The sequence below is a fragment of the Anaeromyxobacter sp. genome (assembly GCA_016718565.1).
Lineage (GTDB): Bacteria > Myxococcota > Myxococcia > Myxococcales > Anaeromyxobacteraceae > JADKCZ01.
This window is the reverse complement of the sequence record JADKCZ010000001.1, coordinates 986263-1002022: the sequence shown is the minus strand read 5'-3', so window position 1 is coordinate 1002022 and position 15760 is coordinate 986263. Positions and strand designations below refer to the sequence as shown.

General features: G+C 73.1%; 12 protein-coding genes and 1 pseudogene. All 13 read left to right on the top strand.

Going from position 1 to position 15760, the window contains the following annotated elements; translation table 11 throughout:
• Window positions 1-10: 10 nt before the first annotated feature.
• Window positions 11-1342, top strand: coding sequence for a transcription termination factor Rho (rho, locus tag IPO09_04295; protein ID MBK9516572.1), 1332 nt, complete (start codon window positions 11-13; stop codon window positions 1340-1342).
• Between the two features lie 147 nt (window positions 1343-1489).
• The gene (gene rpmE / locus IPO09_04290; GenBank protein MBK9516571.1) at window positions 1490-1873 is read left to right on the top strand and encodes a 50S ribosomal protein L31; all 384 of its coding nucleotides are present in this window, start codon (window positions 1490-1492) and stop codon (window positions 1871-1873) included.
• 180 nt (window positions 1874-2053) lie between these two features.
• Window positions 2054-3505, top strand: coding sequence for a sigma-54-dependent Fis family transcriptional regulator (locus tag IPO09_04285; GenBank protein ID MBK9516570.1), 1452 nt, complete (start codon window positions 2054-2056; stop codon window positions 3503-3505).
• A 208-nt stretch (window positions 3506-3713) separates the two neighbouring features.
• Window positions 3714-4703 (top strand): PDZ domain-containing protein, encoded by a 990-nt coding sequence (locus IPO09_04280; protein ID MBK9516569.1) that lies wholly within the window; start codon window positions 3714-3716, stop codon window positions 4701-4703.
• 23 nt (window positions 4704-4726) lie between these two features.
• Window positions 4727-7480 (top strand): type II secretion system secretin GspD, encoded by a 2754-nt coding sequence (gspD, locus tag IPO09_04275; GenBank protein ID MBK9516568.1) that lies wholly within the window; start codon window positions 4727-4729, stop codon window positions 7478-7480.
• A gap of 2 nt (window positions 7481-7482) precedes the next feature.
• Window positions 7483-9285 carry a type II secretion system ATPase GspE gene (gene gspE, locus IPO09_04270; GenBank protein ID MBK9516567.1) on the top strand — a complete coding sequence of 601 codons (1803 nt, stop codon included), beginning with the start codon at window positions 7483-7485 and terminating at the stop codon, window positions 9283-9285.
• 4 nt (window positions 9286-9289) lie between these two features.
• Entirely contained in the window at window positions 9290-10522 is a 1233-nt protein-coding gene (gene gspF, locus IPO09_04265; GenBank protein MBK9516566.1) for a type II secretion system inner membrane protein GspF, read from the top strand.
• Window positions 10519-10935: a type II secretion system major pseudopilin GspG gene (gene gspG, locus IPO09_04260; protein ID MBK9516565.1), complete on the top strand. Its 417-nt coding sequence runs from the start codon at window positions 10519-10521 to the stop codon at window positions 10933-10935. Before gspF ends, gspG begins: the two co-directional genes overlap by 4 nt.
• Window positions 10936-10940: 5 nt before the next feature.
• Window positions 10941-11559 (top strand): annotated as a pseudogene (locus tag IPO09_04255) (prepilin-type N-terminal cleavage/methylation domain-containing protein).
• Window positions 11556-12200, top strand: a complete 645-nt coding sequence (locus IPO09_04250) for a prepilin-type N-terminal cleavage/methylation domain-containing protein (protein ID MBK9516564.1) — start codon at window positions 11556-11558, stop codon at window positions 12198-12200. Before IPO09_04255 ends, IPO09_04250 begins: the two are co-directional and overlap by 4 nt.
• A gap of 35 nt (window positions 12201-12235) precedes the next feature.
• The gene (locus IPO09_04245; protein ID MBK9516563.1) at window positions 12236-12847 is read left to right on the top strand and encodes a general secretion pathway protein GspJ; all 612 of its coding nucleotides are present in this window, start codon (window positions 12236-12238) and stop codon (window positions 12845-12847) included.
• Between the two features lie 82 nt (window positions 12848-12929).
• Window positions 12930-14117 (top strand): general secretion pathway protein GspK, encoded by a 1188-nt coding sequence (locus IPO09_04240; GenBank protein MBK9516562.1) that lies wholly within the window; start codon window positions 12930-12932, stop codon window positions 14115-14117.
• Window positions 14118-14122: 5 nt separating this feature from the next.
• Window positions 14123-15760, top strand: coding sequence for a pilus assembly protein PilM (gene pilM / locus IPO09_04235; GenBank protein ID MBK9516561.1), 1638 nt, complete (start codon window positions 14123-14125; stop codon window positions 15758-15760).

Here is a 15760-nt window from a genome sequence, read left to right as displayed (position 1 = left end):
GACGTCCCCCATGCCCGCCGCGCCCGTCACCCCCGCCGCACCCGCTCCCGTGGTCGCCACCGCCTCCATCACGGACCTCAAGCACAAGAAGGTGGCCGAGCTCACCGAGCTGGCCCGCGAGCTCAAGCTCGAGGGGGCCGGGGCGCTCAAGAAGCAGGACCTGATCTTCGCCATCCTGCAGGCCCAGTCCAGGGCCGCCGAGGAGAAGAAGGAGGAGATGGAGGTGGCCGGCGAGGGCACCCTGGAGGTGCTGCCCGACGGCTTCGGCTTCCTGCGCAGCCCCGACTTCAGCTACCTGGCGGGCCCCGACGACATCTACGTCTCGCCCTCGCAGATCCGGCGCTTCAACCTGCGCACCGGCGACACCCTGCGCGGCACGGTGCGCCAGCCCAAGGAGGGCGAGCGCTACTTCGCCCTGCTCAAGGTGGACAGCATCAACGGCGCCCCGCCCGAGGAGACCCAGGAGAAGGTCCTCTTCGACAACCTGACGCCCCTCTACCCCACCGAGCGGCTGCACCTGGAGCACGACGCCAACGAGATGACCACCCGGGTGGTGGACCTCTTCTCGCCCATCGGCAAGGGGCAGCGCTGCCTCATCGTCTCGCCCCCGCGCGCCGGCAAGACGGTGCTGCTGCAGAACATCGCCCACGCCATCACCACCAACCACCCCGAGGTGACCCTCATCGTGCTGCTCATCGACGAGCGGCCCGAGGAGGTGACCGACATGGAGCGGACGGTGAAGGGCGAGGTGGTGGCCTCCACCTTCGACGAGCCGGCCACCCGCCACGTGCAGGTGGCCGAGATGGTCATCGAGAAGGCCCGGCGCCTGGTGGAGCACAAGCGCGACGTGGTCATCCTGCTCGACTCCATCACCCGCCTGGCGCGCGCCTACAACTCCACCGTGCCGCCCTCGGGCAAGATCCTCTCCGGCGGCGTGGACTCCAACGCCCTGCACAAGCCCAAGCGCTTCTTCGGCGCGGCCCGCAACATCGAGGAGGGGGGCTCGCTCACCATCATCGGCACCGCGCTGGTGGACACCGGCAGCCGCATGGACGAGGTGATCTTCGAGGAGTTCAAGGGCACCGGCAACTCGGAGATCGTGCTCGACCGCAAGCTGATGGAGAAGCGCATCTTCCCCTGCATGGACATCGCCAAGAGCGGCACCCGCAAGGAGGAGCTGCTGCTGCCGCCCGAGTGGCTCTCCAAGATCTACATCCTGCGCCAGACCATCCTGAACGGGCTCGACAACGTCGAGGCCATGAAGTTCATGCTCGACAAGTTCCGCCAGGTGAAGTGCCACGACGAGTTCTTCAAGATGATGGTGGGCGGCGGGGCCCGCTAGGTCCTCCCACCCTCCCCCACCCCCGGCCCGGCGGCCGGGGGTTGACGCAACCTCCCGTTCCGACTAGATCCCGCGGTTCCCATAGCCGGGCCCGGTCCACCGCCGCCACGACGGCGCGGTGCAAGCGGCCCAAAGGATAGCGACGTCATGAAGGAAGGCATCCACCCCGAGTACAAGCCCGCCAAGGTGCTCTGCGCCTGCGGCAACCTCATCGAGACCCGCTCGGTGGCCGGCGACTTCCACATCGAGATCTGCTCGGCGTGCCACCCGTTCTTCACCGGCAAGCAGAAGATCATGGACACCGCGGGCCGCATCGAGAAGTTCAAGAACCGCTACGGCAACGCCTCCTCGGCCACCATCAGCGCCGCCCCGGACGCCAAGAAGCCCGAGGCCGCACCGGCCGCCAAGAAGGCCGCCGCCGGCGCCGAGAACCGCGCCGCCAAGCGCGCCAAGGCGTCCGCCGGCAAGCCCAAGAAGGTGGAGGCCGCCCCGGCCGCCGAGGCCGCCCCCGAGGCCCCCGAGGCCGAGTAGCCCGAGGGGCCCCGGCCCCGACCGCTGCACCGACGGCGCCCGCGAGGGCGCCGTCGTCGTTCCAGGCGCCGCCGTCGCGCCGGCCCCCGTGGTGGCTCCGGGCGCGGCGCGCCACGGGTCGGCGCGGCGCCGCGCCTCCGCGCCCGCGGCGCCGCTGGGGGCGCGGTGTATGCTCGCGCCGTGACACCCCTCGTGCTGATCGTCGACGACGAGCGCCCCAACCTCGAGTCGCTGGAGAAGATCTTCGCCCGCGAGGGCTGGCGGGTGGCCCTGGCCTCGTCCGGCGGCGAGGCGCTGGAGGCGCTGCGGCGCGAGCGGCCGGCGGTGGTGGTGACCGACCTCATGATGCCCGGCATGAGCGGCGACTCGCTGCTGCGGGCGGTCAAGGCCATCGCCCCCGAGACCGAGGTGGTGCTCATGACCGCCCACGGCACGGTGGAGTCGGCGGTGGCCGCCATGAAGGAGGGCGCCTACGACTTCATCGCCAAGCCCCTCAAGCGGCAGGCGGTGGTCAAGAGCGTGCGCCAGGCCATCGAGAAGGCCTCGCTGGTGGCCGAGAACCGGGCCCTCAAGGCGCGCCTGGCGGCGCTGGCGCCGGGCGGGGCCCCCGGCGCGGGCGGCCTGCTCGGCACCTCCCCGGCGCTGCTGGCCATGGTGGAGACCCTGCGCCAGGCCGCCCCCACCAGCGCCAGCGTGCTGCTGGTGGGCGAGAGCGGCACCGGCAAGGAGCTGGCGGCGCGCCTGGTCCACGACCTCTCGCCGCGGGCCGCCCGGCCCTTCGTGCCCATCAACTGCGCCGCCATCCCCGAGACCATCCTGGAGGCGGAGCTCTTCGGCTACGAGAAGGGCGCCTTCACCGGCGCGGTGGGGCGCAAGGAGGGGCGCTTCGAGCGGGCCGACGGCGGCACCCTCTTCCTCGACGAGGTCGGCGAGACCTCGCCGGCGCTGCAGGTCAAGCTGCTGCGGGTGCTGCAGGACGGCATGGTGGACCGGCTGGGCGGCACCGCGGCGGTGCGGGTGGACGTGCGCATCGTGGCGGCCACCAACAAGGACCTGGCCGCCGAGGTGAAGGCCGGCCGGTTCCGCGAGGACCTCTTCTACCGGCTCGACGTGGTGTCGGTGCGCCTGCCGCCGCTGCGCCAGCGGCGCGAGGACGTGCCGCTGCTGGCCGCCTCCTTCCTGCGCCCCTTCGCCGAGAAGAACGGCAAGCAGGCCACCGGGTTCACCCCGGCGGCGCTGGCGGCGCTGGAGGCGGCGCCCTGGCCCGGCAACGTGCGCGAGCTGAAGCACGCCGTGGAGCGGGGCGTCATCCTGGCGCGCGGCGACCTGGTGGACGTGGGCGACCTGCCGGAGGCGGTGCGGCAGCGGGCCCCGGCCACCGAGCGCGCCGCCGGGCCGGCCTCGCTCACGGTGCCGCTCGGCACCACCATGGACGAGATCGAGCGGCTGGTGATCCGCGAGACCCTGGCCCAGACGCGCGGGGACAAGACGCTGGCGGCGCAGCTCCTCGGCATCGCCCCGCGCACCATCTACCGCAAGCTCGACCGCGACGAGGCGGGGCGGCTGCGGCGGCCGGGCGAGGTGGTGGAGGGCGAGGAGGCCGGGCCGGACGAGGGCGGCGAGCCGACCTGATCCCGGCCGCGTGGGGCCGGGCGGCGGTGACATTTTGGCGGGCTGGGGACGGAGGCGCCGGTCCCTTTGCCAAAATGGCACGGGCGGCCCCCGGCCGAGGCCTCGGGGCTGGCGGGCTCCAGGAAGAGTGCCCTGATGCCGCCAGCTTGAGCGAGGCCCGGCGCGGCCGCCGGTGGCACACGGGTTGCTCACTCGGTGCCGGGCACCCATGCTCGACCTCTTCTTCCGCAAATACGCCTGGACCGCCAACCTGGCCCTGCTGTTCGCAGCGGCCTGGCTCTTGGCCCGAACCGTCAACACGCTGGTGGGGGCCGCCATCCGGCCGCGCCCGCAGGCCGACCAGGCCGCGCTGGCCGCGCCACCGCCCCGGGCGGTGCTGCCGACCACCCTCGACCCCGACCGGCTCTACCGGCTCATCGGCGTGGAGCCGCCCAAGGTGGTGGAGGAGTCGGTGGTGGCTGCGCCGAGCCGCCCGCAGACCTGCCAGGACCCCGCCGCCCGGCCCTCCAAGAGCGACCTGCGGCTGCAGCTGGTGGCCGGCGTCCTCGGCGAGGTGGCCCGCCACTCGCTGGCCACCCTGCTCGACCCGCAGAGCCGCGAGACCAGGGTGCTGGGCGTGGGCGAGGAGTTCGCCGGGGCCAGGCTGCTCGGGGTGGAGCGGATCGCCGACCCGCGCGACCTGACCGGCAACGCCTTCCGGGTGGTGGCGGTGATCTGCAACGGCGGCACCAAGGAATACCTCGACGGCGAGCCCGGCGCCGGCGCCGGCGAGGCCTCGCTCAACCTGGGCGTGGCGCCGCTGCCGCCCGGCCGGCCCAGCGCCGTGCGCCCCGCCCCGGGCGCCGGCGCCGAGGGCATCCGCAAGCTGGCCGACAACAAGTACGAGATCGACAAGCAGGTGATCGAGGGCGCGCTCACCAACCTGAACACCCTGGCCACCCAGGCACGCCTGGTCCCCAGCTTCAAGAACGGCCAGGCCAACGGCTTCAAGCTCTTCCAGATCCAGCCGGGCTCGCTCTACGCCTCCATCGGCATCGAGAACGGCGACGTCATCACCCGCATCAACGGCTACGAGGTCAACTCGCCGGACAAGGCCCTCGAGGTCTACCAGAAGCTCCGCGAGTCGGCGCACGTCTCCATCGAGCTCGAGCGCGGCGGCCAGACCATCAAGAAGGACTACAACATCAGCGGTCCGTGAGGACCGGTGGACTCCCCATGCGCATGCGCTCGCTCCTCGCCACGCTCTGCCTCGCCCCCGCCCTCGCCGCGGCCCAGGCGCCCATCCGCCCGCCGCGCCCCGGCGGCGTCCCCGGCGCGGTCGCCCAGCCGGTGACCCGGCCCACCACGCCGCGGGTCGACCCGCGGCGCGGCACCACCACCCCGGAGGGCGTTCCCATCAACCGGGCCACGGGCCTGCCGGCGGAGGGCGGCCAGGCCCCCTTCCCGGGCGGCGGCGCGGCCCCGGCCACGCCCGGCGGCGGCGGCGACACCATCAGCTTCACTCCGGTCAAGGCGGGCACCAGCTGCCAGCCCATCCAGGGCAAGTTCCTCCTGGCCTTCAACAAGGCCGACGTGGTGGACATCCTCGAGCAGGCCAGCCGCTGGACCTGCCGCAACTTCATCTACGGCGAGGACGTCGCCAAGGGGAAGATCACCCTGCTCTCCAAGAGCGCGGTGAGCGCCGAGGAGGCCTACGCCGCCTTCCTGGCCGCCCTGTCCTCCAACGGCATCGCCCTCTACCAGACCGGCAAGTACTGGAAGCTGGTGCGGACCGCCGACGCCAAGAAGACCCCCATCCCCACCTACACCACCGACGGGGAGACGCCCTCCACCGAGCAGCCCATCACCAAGCTCATCCGGCTCAAGTTCGCCGACGCCGACCAGGTGCGCGGGGTCCTCGGCAACTTCATCTCGCCGCAGGGCGCCGACCTGCAGACGGTGCCGCCCGACCTGCTGATCATCACCGACATCGGGCTCAACATCCGCCGCATCGAGCGGCTGCTCGAGACGCTGGACCGGGCCGGCGCGGGCGAGGTGGTGCGCATGGTCCAGATCCGCTACGCCGCGGCCAAGGACATCGCCGACAAGGTCAACCAGATCTTCGCCCAGGGCGGCGCCAAGGGCGCCCGCAAGACGGTGCTGGCCTCGCCCGCCACGCCGGCCCGGCCGGCCGCGCCCGGCGCCCCGGCCGCCCCGGCCAGCGCCGGCGGCGGCGTCGACGTGCAGGTCACCAAGGTCATCCCGGACGACCGCACCAACAAGCTCATCATCATCGCCGACGAGAAGAGCTTCGAGCGCATCCTGGAGCTGGTGCAGCAGCTCGACGTGCCCACCGCCGAGGAGGGCGGCATCCACGTCGTCTACCTGAAGAACGCCGCCGCCGAGGACCTGGCCTCCACCCTCTCCAACCTGGCCCAGGGCAAGAGCGGCAAGAGCGCCGCCGGCGCCCCCGGCGGCGGGGCGCGCTTCGTCCCCTCCCTGCCCGGCGCCGGCGGGTCCCCGGCCGCCCCGGTGGCCGCCGGCGGCGGCACCGTCACCGCCGAGCTCTTCACCGGCGACGTGAAGATCACCGCCGACAAGGCCCAGAACGCCCTGGTCATCCAGGCCAGCGGCGCCGACATCGTCACGGTGCGCCGGCTCATCGACAAGCTGGACCGGCCGCGCCGCCAGGTGTTCGTCGAGGCCGTCATCATGGAGGTCAACCTCAACAACTCGAACACCTTCGGGGTGGGGGCGCACGGCGCCATCCCCTTCACCACCAAGGACGGGTCGGGCTTCGTGCCCATCAACCTGGCGCCCGGCCGCATCAGCACCATCGGCCAGTTCGCCAACGTGCAGAGCCTGATCGGCCTGGGCGGGTTCCTGACCGGCTACGCCGGCCCGGTCTCGGCCTCGCTCAAGGACCTGGGGCTCAACATCCCCAGCATCGGCGTGATGGTGCAGGCGCTGCAGTCCAACTCCGACGTCAACGTCATCTCCACGCCGCACATCCTGGCCTCGGACAACGAGGAGTCGGAGATCACGGTCGGCCAGAACGTCCCCTTCCAGGCGGCCTACGCCCCCTCCGGCCTCTCCGGCCTGACCAGCGGCGCCAGCGGGACCACCGGCGCGGCGCTCGGCTCGCTGCTCGGCAGCCAGGGGCTCAACAGCCTGTACGCCCCCATCCAGCGCCAGCCGGTCGAGCTGCGCCTCAAGATCAAGCCGCAGATCAGCGAGGGCGACAACATCCGCCTGGTCATCGACCAGCAGACCGAGGAGATCGTGGACAAGGACCCGCAGCTCGGGCCCACCACCGCCAAGCGCAGCGTCAAGACGCAGATCGTGGCCAAGGACCAGTCCACCATCGTCATCGGCGGCCTGATCCAGGAGCGCAACGTCCGCAGCGTGAAGAAGGTGCCCTTCCTGGGCAGCCTGCCCATCCTCGGCTGGCTCTTCCGAGACACCACCACCACCAAGACCAAGACCAACCTGCTCATCTTCCTGACGCCCTACATCATCCGCGACGAGGCGGACTACCGGCGCATCTACGAGAAGAAGCGCAAGGAGCAGCAGGACTTCACCGAGCAGTTCTACGGGCGCCAGCCGGGCTACGACGTGGCCATCGACTTCACCCGCAAGACCGGCCCGTACTCGCTGCTGCGCCGCGACGTGGCGGAGGAGACGGCCCGGCCCGAGAACGGCGGCGCCGGCGGCCCGGGCGAGCGCGTCATCGGCCCGGACGCCACCCCGTCGCCTCCGCCGGCCCCGCCGGGCGGGCCGGGCGCCGCCGCGCCGGCCTTCCCGGCCCCGCTGGTGCCGGCCCAGCTCTACCCGGTGCCGAGCCGGGCGCCGGCGGCTTCGGCGCCCCCCGAGGCGGCCGAGGTCCCGGGCCACGCCCCGCCCGACGCCGGCGGGCTCGAGCCCGTCGAGGTGACGCCGGAGGGGCCGCCGGCCGACGTCCAGCCGCCGCCGCCCGCGCTCCCGGAGGGGCAGTAGCCATGGCCGAGGGCGCCACCGAGCTCTCGGCCGAGCGGCCCGGGCACGCGCCCGCCGTGGCGCCGGACCCGGCCGCGGCCGGCCTGCGCGGCCGGCGGCTCGGCGAGATCCTGGTCGAGCTGGCCGGGCTGGCCCCGGCCCGCCTGGAGGAGGCGCTGCTGGCCCAGCGCGGCGAGCACGCCGGGCTGCGGCTCGGCGAGGTGCTGCTCAAGCTGAAGGCCACCACCGAGATCGACGTGCTGCGGGCCCTGGCGGTGCAGCTCGAGCTGCCGTACCTGGAGCGCATCGACCCGGAGGCCCTCGACCCGGCGGTGGTGGCCAAGGTGCCCATCAACTTCGCCAAGCAGGCCCGGGTGCTGCCCATCGGCTGGCAGGGCGGGGCGGTGCGGCTGGTGGTGGCCGACCCGCTCGACACCTCGGCGCAGGACTCGGTGGCGGTGCTGGTGGGCGCCCCGGTGTCGCCCGAGGTGGCCACCCCGCAGGTGGTGCTCGACGCCATCAACGCCGCCTACGACCGGGCCGCCGACGAGCACGACACCATCATGCAGGGCCTCGAGACCGAGGACCTCGAGTCGGTGGCCCACGAGCTGGAGGAGCCCACCGACCTGCTCGACGCCGACGACGAGGCCCCCATCATCCGGCTCGTCAACTCGCTGCTGTTCCGCGCCGTCAAGGAGCGGGCCAGCGACATCCACATCAACCCGGAGGAGCGCGACATCTCGGTGCGCTACCGCATCGACGGCGTGCTGCGCGAGGTCATCCGCGCCCCCAAGCGCTACCAGGCCTCCATCGCCAGCCGCATCAAGATCATGGGCGGCCTCAACATCGCCGAGAAGCGGCTGCCCCAGGACGGCCGCATCCGCATCAAGATCGCCGGCAAGGACGTGGACGTCCGCCTCTCCACCGTGCCCACCAACAACGGCGAGCGCATCGTCATGCGCCTCCTCGACAAGTCCAACGTCATCCTCGACCTGGCCGAGATCGGCTTCGAGCCCTGGCAGCTCAAGATCATGGACGGGCTGGTGACCCGGGCCCACGGCATCGTGCTGGTGACCGGCCCGACCGGCTCCGGCAAGACCACCACGCTCTACGCCGCGCTGGCCAAGATCAACTCGCCGGATCTCAACATCCTCACCATCGAGGACCCGGTCGAGATCCCGCTCAAGGGCATCGGCCAGGTGCAGGTCAACCCCAAGATCGAGCTGACCTTCGCCGGCGGGCTGCGCTCCTTCCTGCGCCAGGACCCGGACGTCATCATGGTGGGCGAGATCCGCGACCTGGAGACGGCCGAGATCGCCATCCAGGCCTCGCTGACCGGCCACCTGGTGCTCTCCACGGTGCACACCAACGACGCCGCCGGGGCCATCACCCGCCTGGTGGACATGGGGGTGCAGCCCTTCCTGGTGGCCTCCTCGCTGGTGGGCGTGCTGGCCCAGCGGCTGGTGCGCGTCCTCTGCCCCCAGTGCCGCAAGCCCTACGCGCCCACCCGCGAGGAGCGCGACCAGGTGGGGCTCTCCGACGACATCTGGGCCCAGGCCGGCACCCCGGCCGTGATCTACAAGGCGGCCGGCTGCCCGGCCTGCCAGGGCACCGGCTACCTGGGGCGCACCGGCATCTACGAGCTGATGCTGGTGGACGACGACATCCGCCAGCTGATCCTCAAGAACACCGACTCCTCCACCATCAAGCAGGCCGCCGTGAACCACGGGATGCTGTCCCTGATGCAGCACGGCGCCTACAAGGTGGCCTGCGGCATCACCACCGCCGCCGAGGTCCTCTCGGTCACCGCCGAGGACCTGCACTAGCGCCATGCCCGTCTTCGAGTACAAGGCCCTCAGCGCGGCCGGCAAGGCGGTCCAGGGGCTCAAGGAGGCCGAGTCCCCCAAGGCCCTGCGCACCGCGCTGAAGCGCGACGGCGTCTTCCTCACCGAGGTGCTGGGCGAGCAGCAGCAGCAGGCCCAGGCCAAGCGCGACGTCAACGTCAGGCGCTGGGTGGTGGGGCGGGTCAGCGCCGAGGACCTGGCGGTCATGACCCGCCAGATGGCGGTGCTGATCCACGCCGGCATCCCGCTGGTGGAGGCGCTCTCCGCCCTGGTGGAGCAGGTGGAGCACGAGCGGCTCAAGCGGGTGGTCTCCGACGTGAAGCAGCGGGTCAACGAGGGCGCCTCGCTGGCCGACGCCATGGCGGGCCACCCGCGGGTCTTCAACGGCCTGTTCGTCAACATGATCCGGGCCGGCGAGTCCTCCGGCGCCCTCGACGTGGTGCTGGTGCGGCTCTCCGACTTCACCGAGAGCCAGGCCCGCCTGCGCTCCAAGATCGTGGCCACCATGATCTACCCGGTGGCCATGCTGGTCATCGGCACGCTGGTGCTGGGCGCCCTCTTCACGGTGGTCATCCCCAAGATCACCAAGATCTTCGAGGACACCAAGGCGGTGCTGCCCTGGACCACCAAGGCGCTCATCGGCTTCTCCACCTTCATGGCCAGCTACTGGTGGGCCGTGCTGGCGCTGGCCATCCTGGCCATCTGGGGCTTCCTGCGCTGGAAGGCCTCGGTCCCGGGCCGGGCCCGCTGGGACCGCTTCAAGCTGACCGTGCCGGTCTTCGGCCGGCTCATCCGCACCATCGCCATCGGCCGCTTCTCGCGCACCCTGGCCACCCTGCTCAAGAGCGGCGTGCCGCTCCTGTCGGCCATGGACATCGTCAAGAACGTGGTGGGCAACGTGCGCCTGGCCGAGGTGATCGAGCAGGCCCGCGTCTCCATCCAGGAGGGCGAGTCCATCGCCGCCCCCCTCAAGCGCTCCGGCGAGTTCCCGCCCCTGGTGCACCACATGGTGGCGGTGGGCGAGCGGTCCGGCTCCCTCGAGGAGATGCTCGGCAACGTGGCCGACGCCTACGAGGACCAGGTCGAGACCACCGTGGCGGCCCTCACCTCGCTGCTCGAGCCCTTCATGATCGTCGGCATGGGGGTGGTGGTGGCGTTCATCGTCTTCTCCATCCTCATGCCCATCCTCCAGATCAACTCCCTCGCAGGAGGCAACTGAACGTGACCAACAGGAAGCGCCGCGCCCAGCGCGGCATGACCCTCATCGAGATCATGGTGGTGGTGATCATCATCGGCCTGGTCGGCACCGCCGTGGCCGTCAACGTCTTCGGCAACCTCTCGGAGGCCAAGGTGCGGACCGCCAAGTCCGACCTGGCCAAGATCTCGGAGGGGGTGGACACCTACCGGGTGCTGCGCGGCCGCACCCCCACCACCGAGGAGGGGCTGGGGCTGCTCATCCAGGAGAAGATCCTCAAGCCCAACAAGAACGGCAAGCTGCTCGACCCCTGGGAGCGCGAGTACATCTACCTCTCGCCCGGCCAGGCGCACGCCGACGGGTACGACGTGAAGAGCTACGGCGGCGACGGCGCCCCCGGCGGCGAGGGCGAGAACGCCGACCTGGTGAACAACTAGGCGGCATGGCGCGCCCGGCCCACAGCCGAGGGTTCACCCTCGTGGAGCTGATGATCGTGGTGGCGGTCATCGCGGTGCTGTCGGCCGCGGTGGTCCCCCGCCGTGGCGTCGCTCTCGGGGGCCGACGCCCGCCAGGCGGCCGGCGAGCTGGGCGGCGGGCTGCGCTACCTCTACGACACCGCGGCGCTGCGCCACGCCACCTGCCGCATGGCGCTGGACCTGACGGCGCGCACCTGGTCGGCCGAGTGCGCCGAGGGGGCGGTGGGGGTGGCGCGGGGCGACGACGCGGCCGCCACCAGCGACGAGGAGCTGGCCGACCGGCTGCCCGACGAGCGCGACCAGGAGCGGCGGCGCCTGCTGGCCAAGACCCGCTTCGGCGCCTTCGGCGACCGGCTGGTGACGCGGCGCGAGCTGCCGGGCACCACCGCCATCCGCGAGGTGCGGGTGGAGGGGCGCCGCGAGCCCATCACCGAGGGCACCGCCTACGTCCACTTCTTCCCGGGCGGCCAGGCCGAGCGGGCCTGGGTGGAGGTGGCCGACGGCGACGCGGTCTACACCGTGGTGGTGGAGCCGTTCACCGGCCGGGCCCGCGTGGTGGCCGGCGTGGTGGAGGCGCGGCGATGAGGCCGGCCCGGCCCGGGCGCCCGGCGGCGCGCGGCTTCACGCTGCTGGAGGTCATGGTGGCCATGGCCATCCTGGCCATGGCGCTGACGGCCGCCTTCGAGGTGGTGGGCGGCGCCCTCCGGAACCACGTGCGCACCCGCGATCTCGAGCTGGCCACCATGCTGGCGCGCGGCAAGCTGGCCGAGGTGGAGGCCACGTTCGAGGCGGATGGCTTCCGCGACTTCGACCAGTCGGAGGACGGCACCTTCGAGGACGACGGCCACCCGGAGGTGCGCTGGAAGGTGGCCACCGTCAAGCCCACCCTGGAGCTGGGGGCCGAGGGCGTGGTGAAGGCCTTCACCGGCGCCGACGGCGGCCTGGAGGGGCTGATGGCCCAGATCACCGGCGGCTCCGACGCGGCCGCCAAGGCCGCCGGGAGCGGCGGCCCGACCCCGGGCCCCTCGCCCCTGGCGGGCGCCACCACGGCCTTGCTGCAGAGCGCGCTGCCGGTGCTGGGCGAGGAGATCAAGAAGGGGGTGCGCCAGGTCCGGCTCACCGTCTCCTGGCAGGACGGGGCCCGCGAGGAGTCCTTCACGGTGGTGACCCACCTGGTGGTGCTGGCGCCGGGCGCCGGCGGCTCGCCGGGCGGAGGTGGCCGGTGAGGCCCGCCCCCCGCGGCTTCACGCTGGTGGAGCTCATGATCGCGGTGGCCATCACCGCCTTCATCGGCGCGGTCATCGCCGGCAGCTACCAGCAGGTGGACCGGGCCGCCAGCATCGTGCGCGACCAGTCGGAGCGCGCCTCGGCGGTGCGGCTCTCGCTGGCCCGCCTGACCCGCGAGCTGTCCATGGCCTACCTCTCGGAGCACTACGACCGGGCCCGCTTCCGCGACCGCCCCACCCTCTTCGTGGGCCGCGGCGACGAGCTGCTCTTCACCACCATGGCGCACGTGCGCCGCTACCAGGACACCGCCGAGTCGGACCAGGTGGTGGTGGAGTACCTGGTGGAGCGCGATCCCGACACCGGCGAGGAGGCGCTCTTCCGGCGGGTCAAGACCCACCTCGACGACGAGCCGGACCGCGGCGGGGCCAAGGACCTGGTGGCCGACCACGTCAGCAAGGTGACCTTCCAGTACTGGGACCGGGTGCGCAAGGAGTGGAGCCGCGAGTGGTCCACCCGCTCCAGCGAGCGGATGAACGAGCTGCCCTCCCGGGTGCGCATCGAGCTCGAGGTGAAGGACGCCGACGGCCAGGTCCAGACCTACGCCACCCAGGCCCGCGTGGCCCTCACCACCCCGCTGGAGTTCTGACGTGGCCCGCCTCCCTCCCGGCCCGGCAGGTGGCGCGGCGGCCCGCCGGCCCGCCCCGCGCGGCGCCGCCCTGCTGGTGGTGATGGTGGCGGTGGCGCTGGTCACCGCCGCCGCGGTGGACCTGGCCTACCAGGCCCGCGTCTCGCTGCAGATCGCCGGCAACGCCCGCGACGAGCTGAAGGCCCAGGCGCAGGCCCGCGGCGCGGTGGCGCTGGGTCGGCTGGTGCTGCACTTCCAGGCCCAGCTCGACGAGGTGGGCAACCGCGCCCAGGATGCGGCCAAGAACCTGGGCGGGACGGCCGGCGCCCTGGCCGGCGGCCAGGCCTCGGCCCGCCCCCAGCTGTGGCGCCAGATCCCCATCGACTCGGACCTGGCCGGCCGGCTCTTCGCCGGCTCGGCGCCGCTGGGCGCCGAGGCCCCCGCGCCGGAGGCCGACGGGCGCTTCGAGGCGGTGCTCGACGACGAGGACCGCAAGGTCAACGTGCAGCTCGACGGCAGCGCCACCACCCAGCTGCAGGGGGCCCAGCTCGACAGCTTCCTGGCCATGGTGGCCGACAAGCACTGGGACTTCCTCTTCGACCGCGACGACGCCAACGGCCAGCGCACCTCGCGCACCGACCTGGCCATCCACCTGAAGGACTGGGTGGACGACGACCAGGTGCAGTCGTCGGTGACCGGCCTCTACGACCGGCCCTTCGAGGCCGGCTTCGGCGACGAGAACTTCGCCTACGACCGCGGCCCGGATCGCTACAAGGCCAAGAACGCCCGCTTCGACTCCCTCGACGAGCTGTTCCTGGTGACCGGCGTGTCCGACGCCTTCATGGCCGCCTTCGGCGACCGGCTCACCGTCTTCGTCTCGCGCAACGCCAAGATGAACGTCAACGCCGACGACCCGGTGGAGCTGGTGCGCAACGCCCGCATCATGGCCGACCCGCCGCAGCAGCCGCTGCTCGACGACCCCACCTTCGGCGAGCGGCTGCAGCTGGCGGCGCGCGAGCTGCGCCTGGGCGGCTTCCTCTCCATGACCCCCATGCAGTTCGCCCAGCTCCTGCAGGTCATGGGGCTCACGGTGAACGCCACCTACCTGCAGGCCAACAACAAGGACGGCCGCGGGGCCTTCACCGACCGCTCGCGCGTCTACACGGTGCGCGGCAGCGGCACGGTGGGCCGGGTGGAGAAGACCATCGCGGCGGTGGTGAGCTTCGACCCCGAGCAAGCCCGCGAGCAGGCCACCGGGCTGGGCCGCCTGCTGCACTGGCGAGAGGAGTGACGATCATGGCGCAGTCCATCCTGGGTCTCGACGTGGGGGCGCGGGCCGTCAAGGCCGTGCTGCTCTCCAGCGCGTACCGCGGCTTCGAGGTGGCCGACCACGCCGAGGCGCCGCTGGAGCCGGCCGTCGAGGGCGGCCCCTCGCTGCGGGAGCGCCAGGCGGCGGCGCTGGGCCGGCTGCTGGCCGACCGCGGCTGGAAGGCCGAGCTGTGCGTGGTCACCACGCCCGGCGTGGCGGTGGCGGCCCACGTGGTCACCCTGCCCTTCACCGACCCCCGGCGCATCGAGCAGACCATCGGCTTCGAGGTGGAGGGGCAGATCCCCTACGAGCTCGCCGAGGCCGCCTGGGACTGGCAGCCCATGGGGGAGCGGCCCGGGATGGCCGACCTGTGGGTGGGGGTGGCGCCGCGCGCCGAGCTGACCGCCCTGCTGGAGCTGCTCTCCGGCGCCGGGCTCGATCCCCGGGTGGTGGCGCCGCCGGCGCCCACCCTGGCGGCCCTGCTGGCCCCCGGCGTGCTGGCCGGCGAGCCGCTGGTGGCGGCCGAGGGGCAGCCGGCCCCGGCCGAGGCGGTGCTGGACCTGGGCGAGGAGCGCGCCACCTTCTGCCTGGGCGCGGCCGGCAAGCTGGAGGCGGCCCGCACGGTGGCCTGGGGCGCCGGCGCGCTGGCGCGCAGCCTGGCCGCCGACCTGGGGCTGTCGGCCCCCGACGCGGCCCGCCTGCTGGCCGGCCTGGCCGGCGGCCCGCTCGACGGCCCCGACGACGGCCCGCTGCAGGCGCTGCGGGACGACCCGCGCGCCGCCGAGGCGCTGCGGCGCGCCGTGGCCCCGCTCCTGCGCGAGCTGCGCGCCACGGTGCGCGGCTGGCGGGCCCGCGGCGAGGGCTCGCGGCCGCTGGCCCGGCTCTGGCTGGCCGGCGGCCTGGCCCGCCTGCCCGGGCTGGCCGAGCTCTTCGCCGGCGAGGTGGACGGCCAGGTCCTGCCGCTCGAGCTGGGCGCCGCCGCGGCCCGCGGCCTGCCCGCCGACACCGCCCCGTCCTTCGCCCTGGCGCTGGCGGCCGCGCTGCGCGGCCACCTGGGCGCGCGGCTCTCGCGCCTCAACCTGCGCCGCGGCGACGCCGCCTACACCCGCGACATGGAGCAGCTGCGCGGCCGGGTGGCCACCCTGGGCGTGGCGGCCGGCCTGGTGCTGCTGCTGGCGGTGGCCTCCTCGGGGGTCAAGGTGTTCGCCCTGGCCCGCCAGGAGCAGGCCCTCGACAAGGTGCTGTGCGACGCCCAGACCAAGATCCTCAACAAGTGCTACCCCAACTACGAGGAGGCGCTCTCGGTGCTGCGCGGCCGCGGGGTGCCGGGGGCCGCCATCCCCAAGGGCTCGGCGGTGGACGTCCTGGGCGACCTCTCCGCCCGGGTGCCCGACGGCGTGGCGCTGCGCCTCGACCGCATCGACGTGACCGAGAAGAAGCTGCACCTGCAGGGCACCACCGACACCGCCGAGAACGTGGACCGCATCGTCACCGGGCTGCACGCCTCGCGCTGCTTCGCCGACGCGCGGCCGCAGGGGGTGCGCAAGCGCGCCTCCGACTCGAAGTTCGAGTTCTCCATCGACTCGGCGCTGGCCTGCTCGAACCCGGCCCAGGGAGGGGAGTGA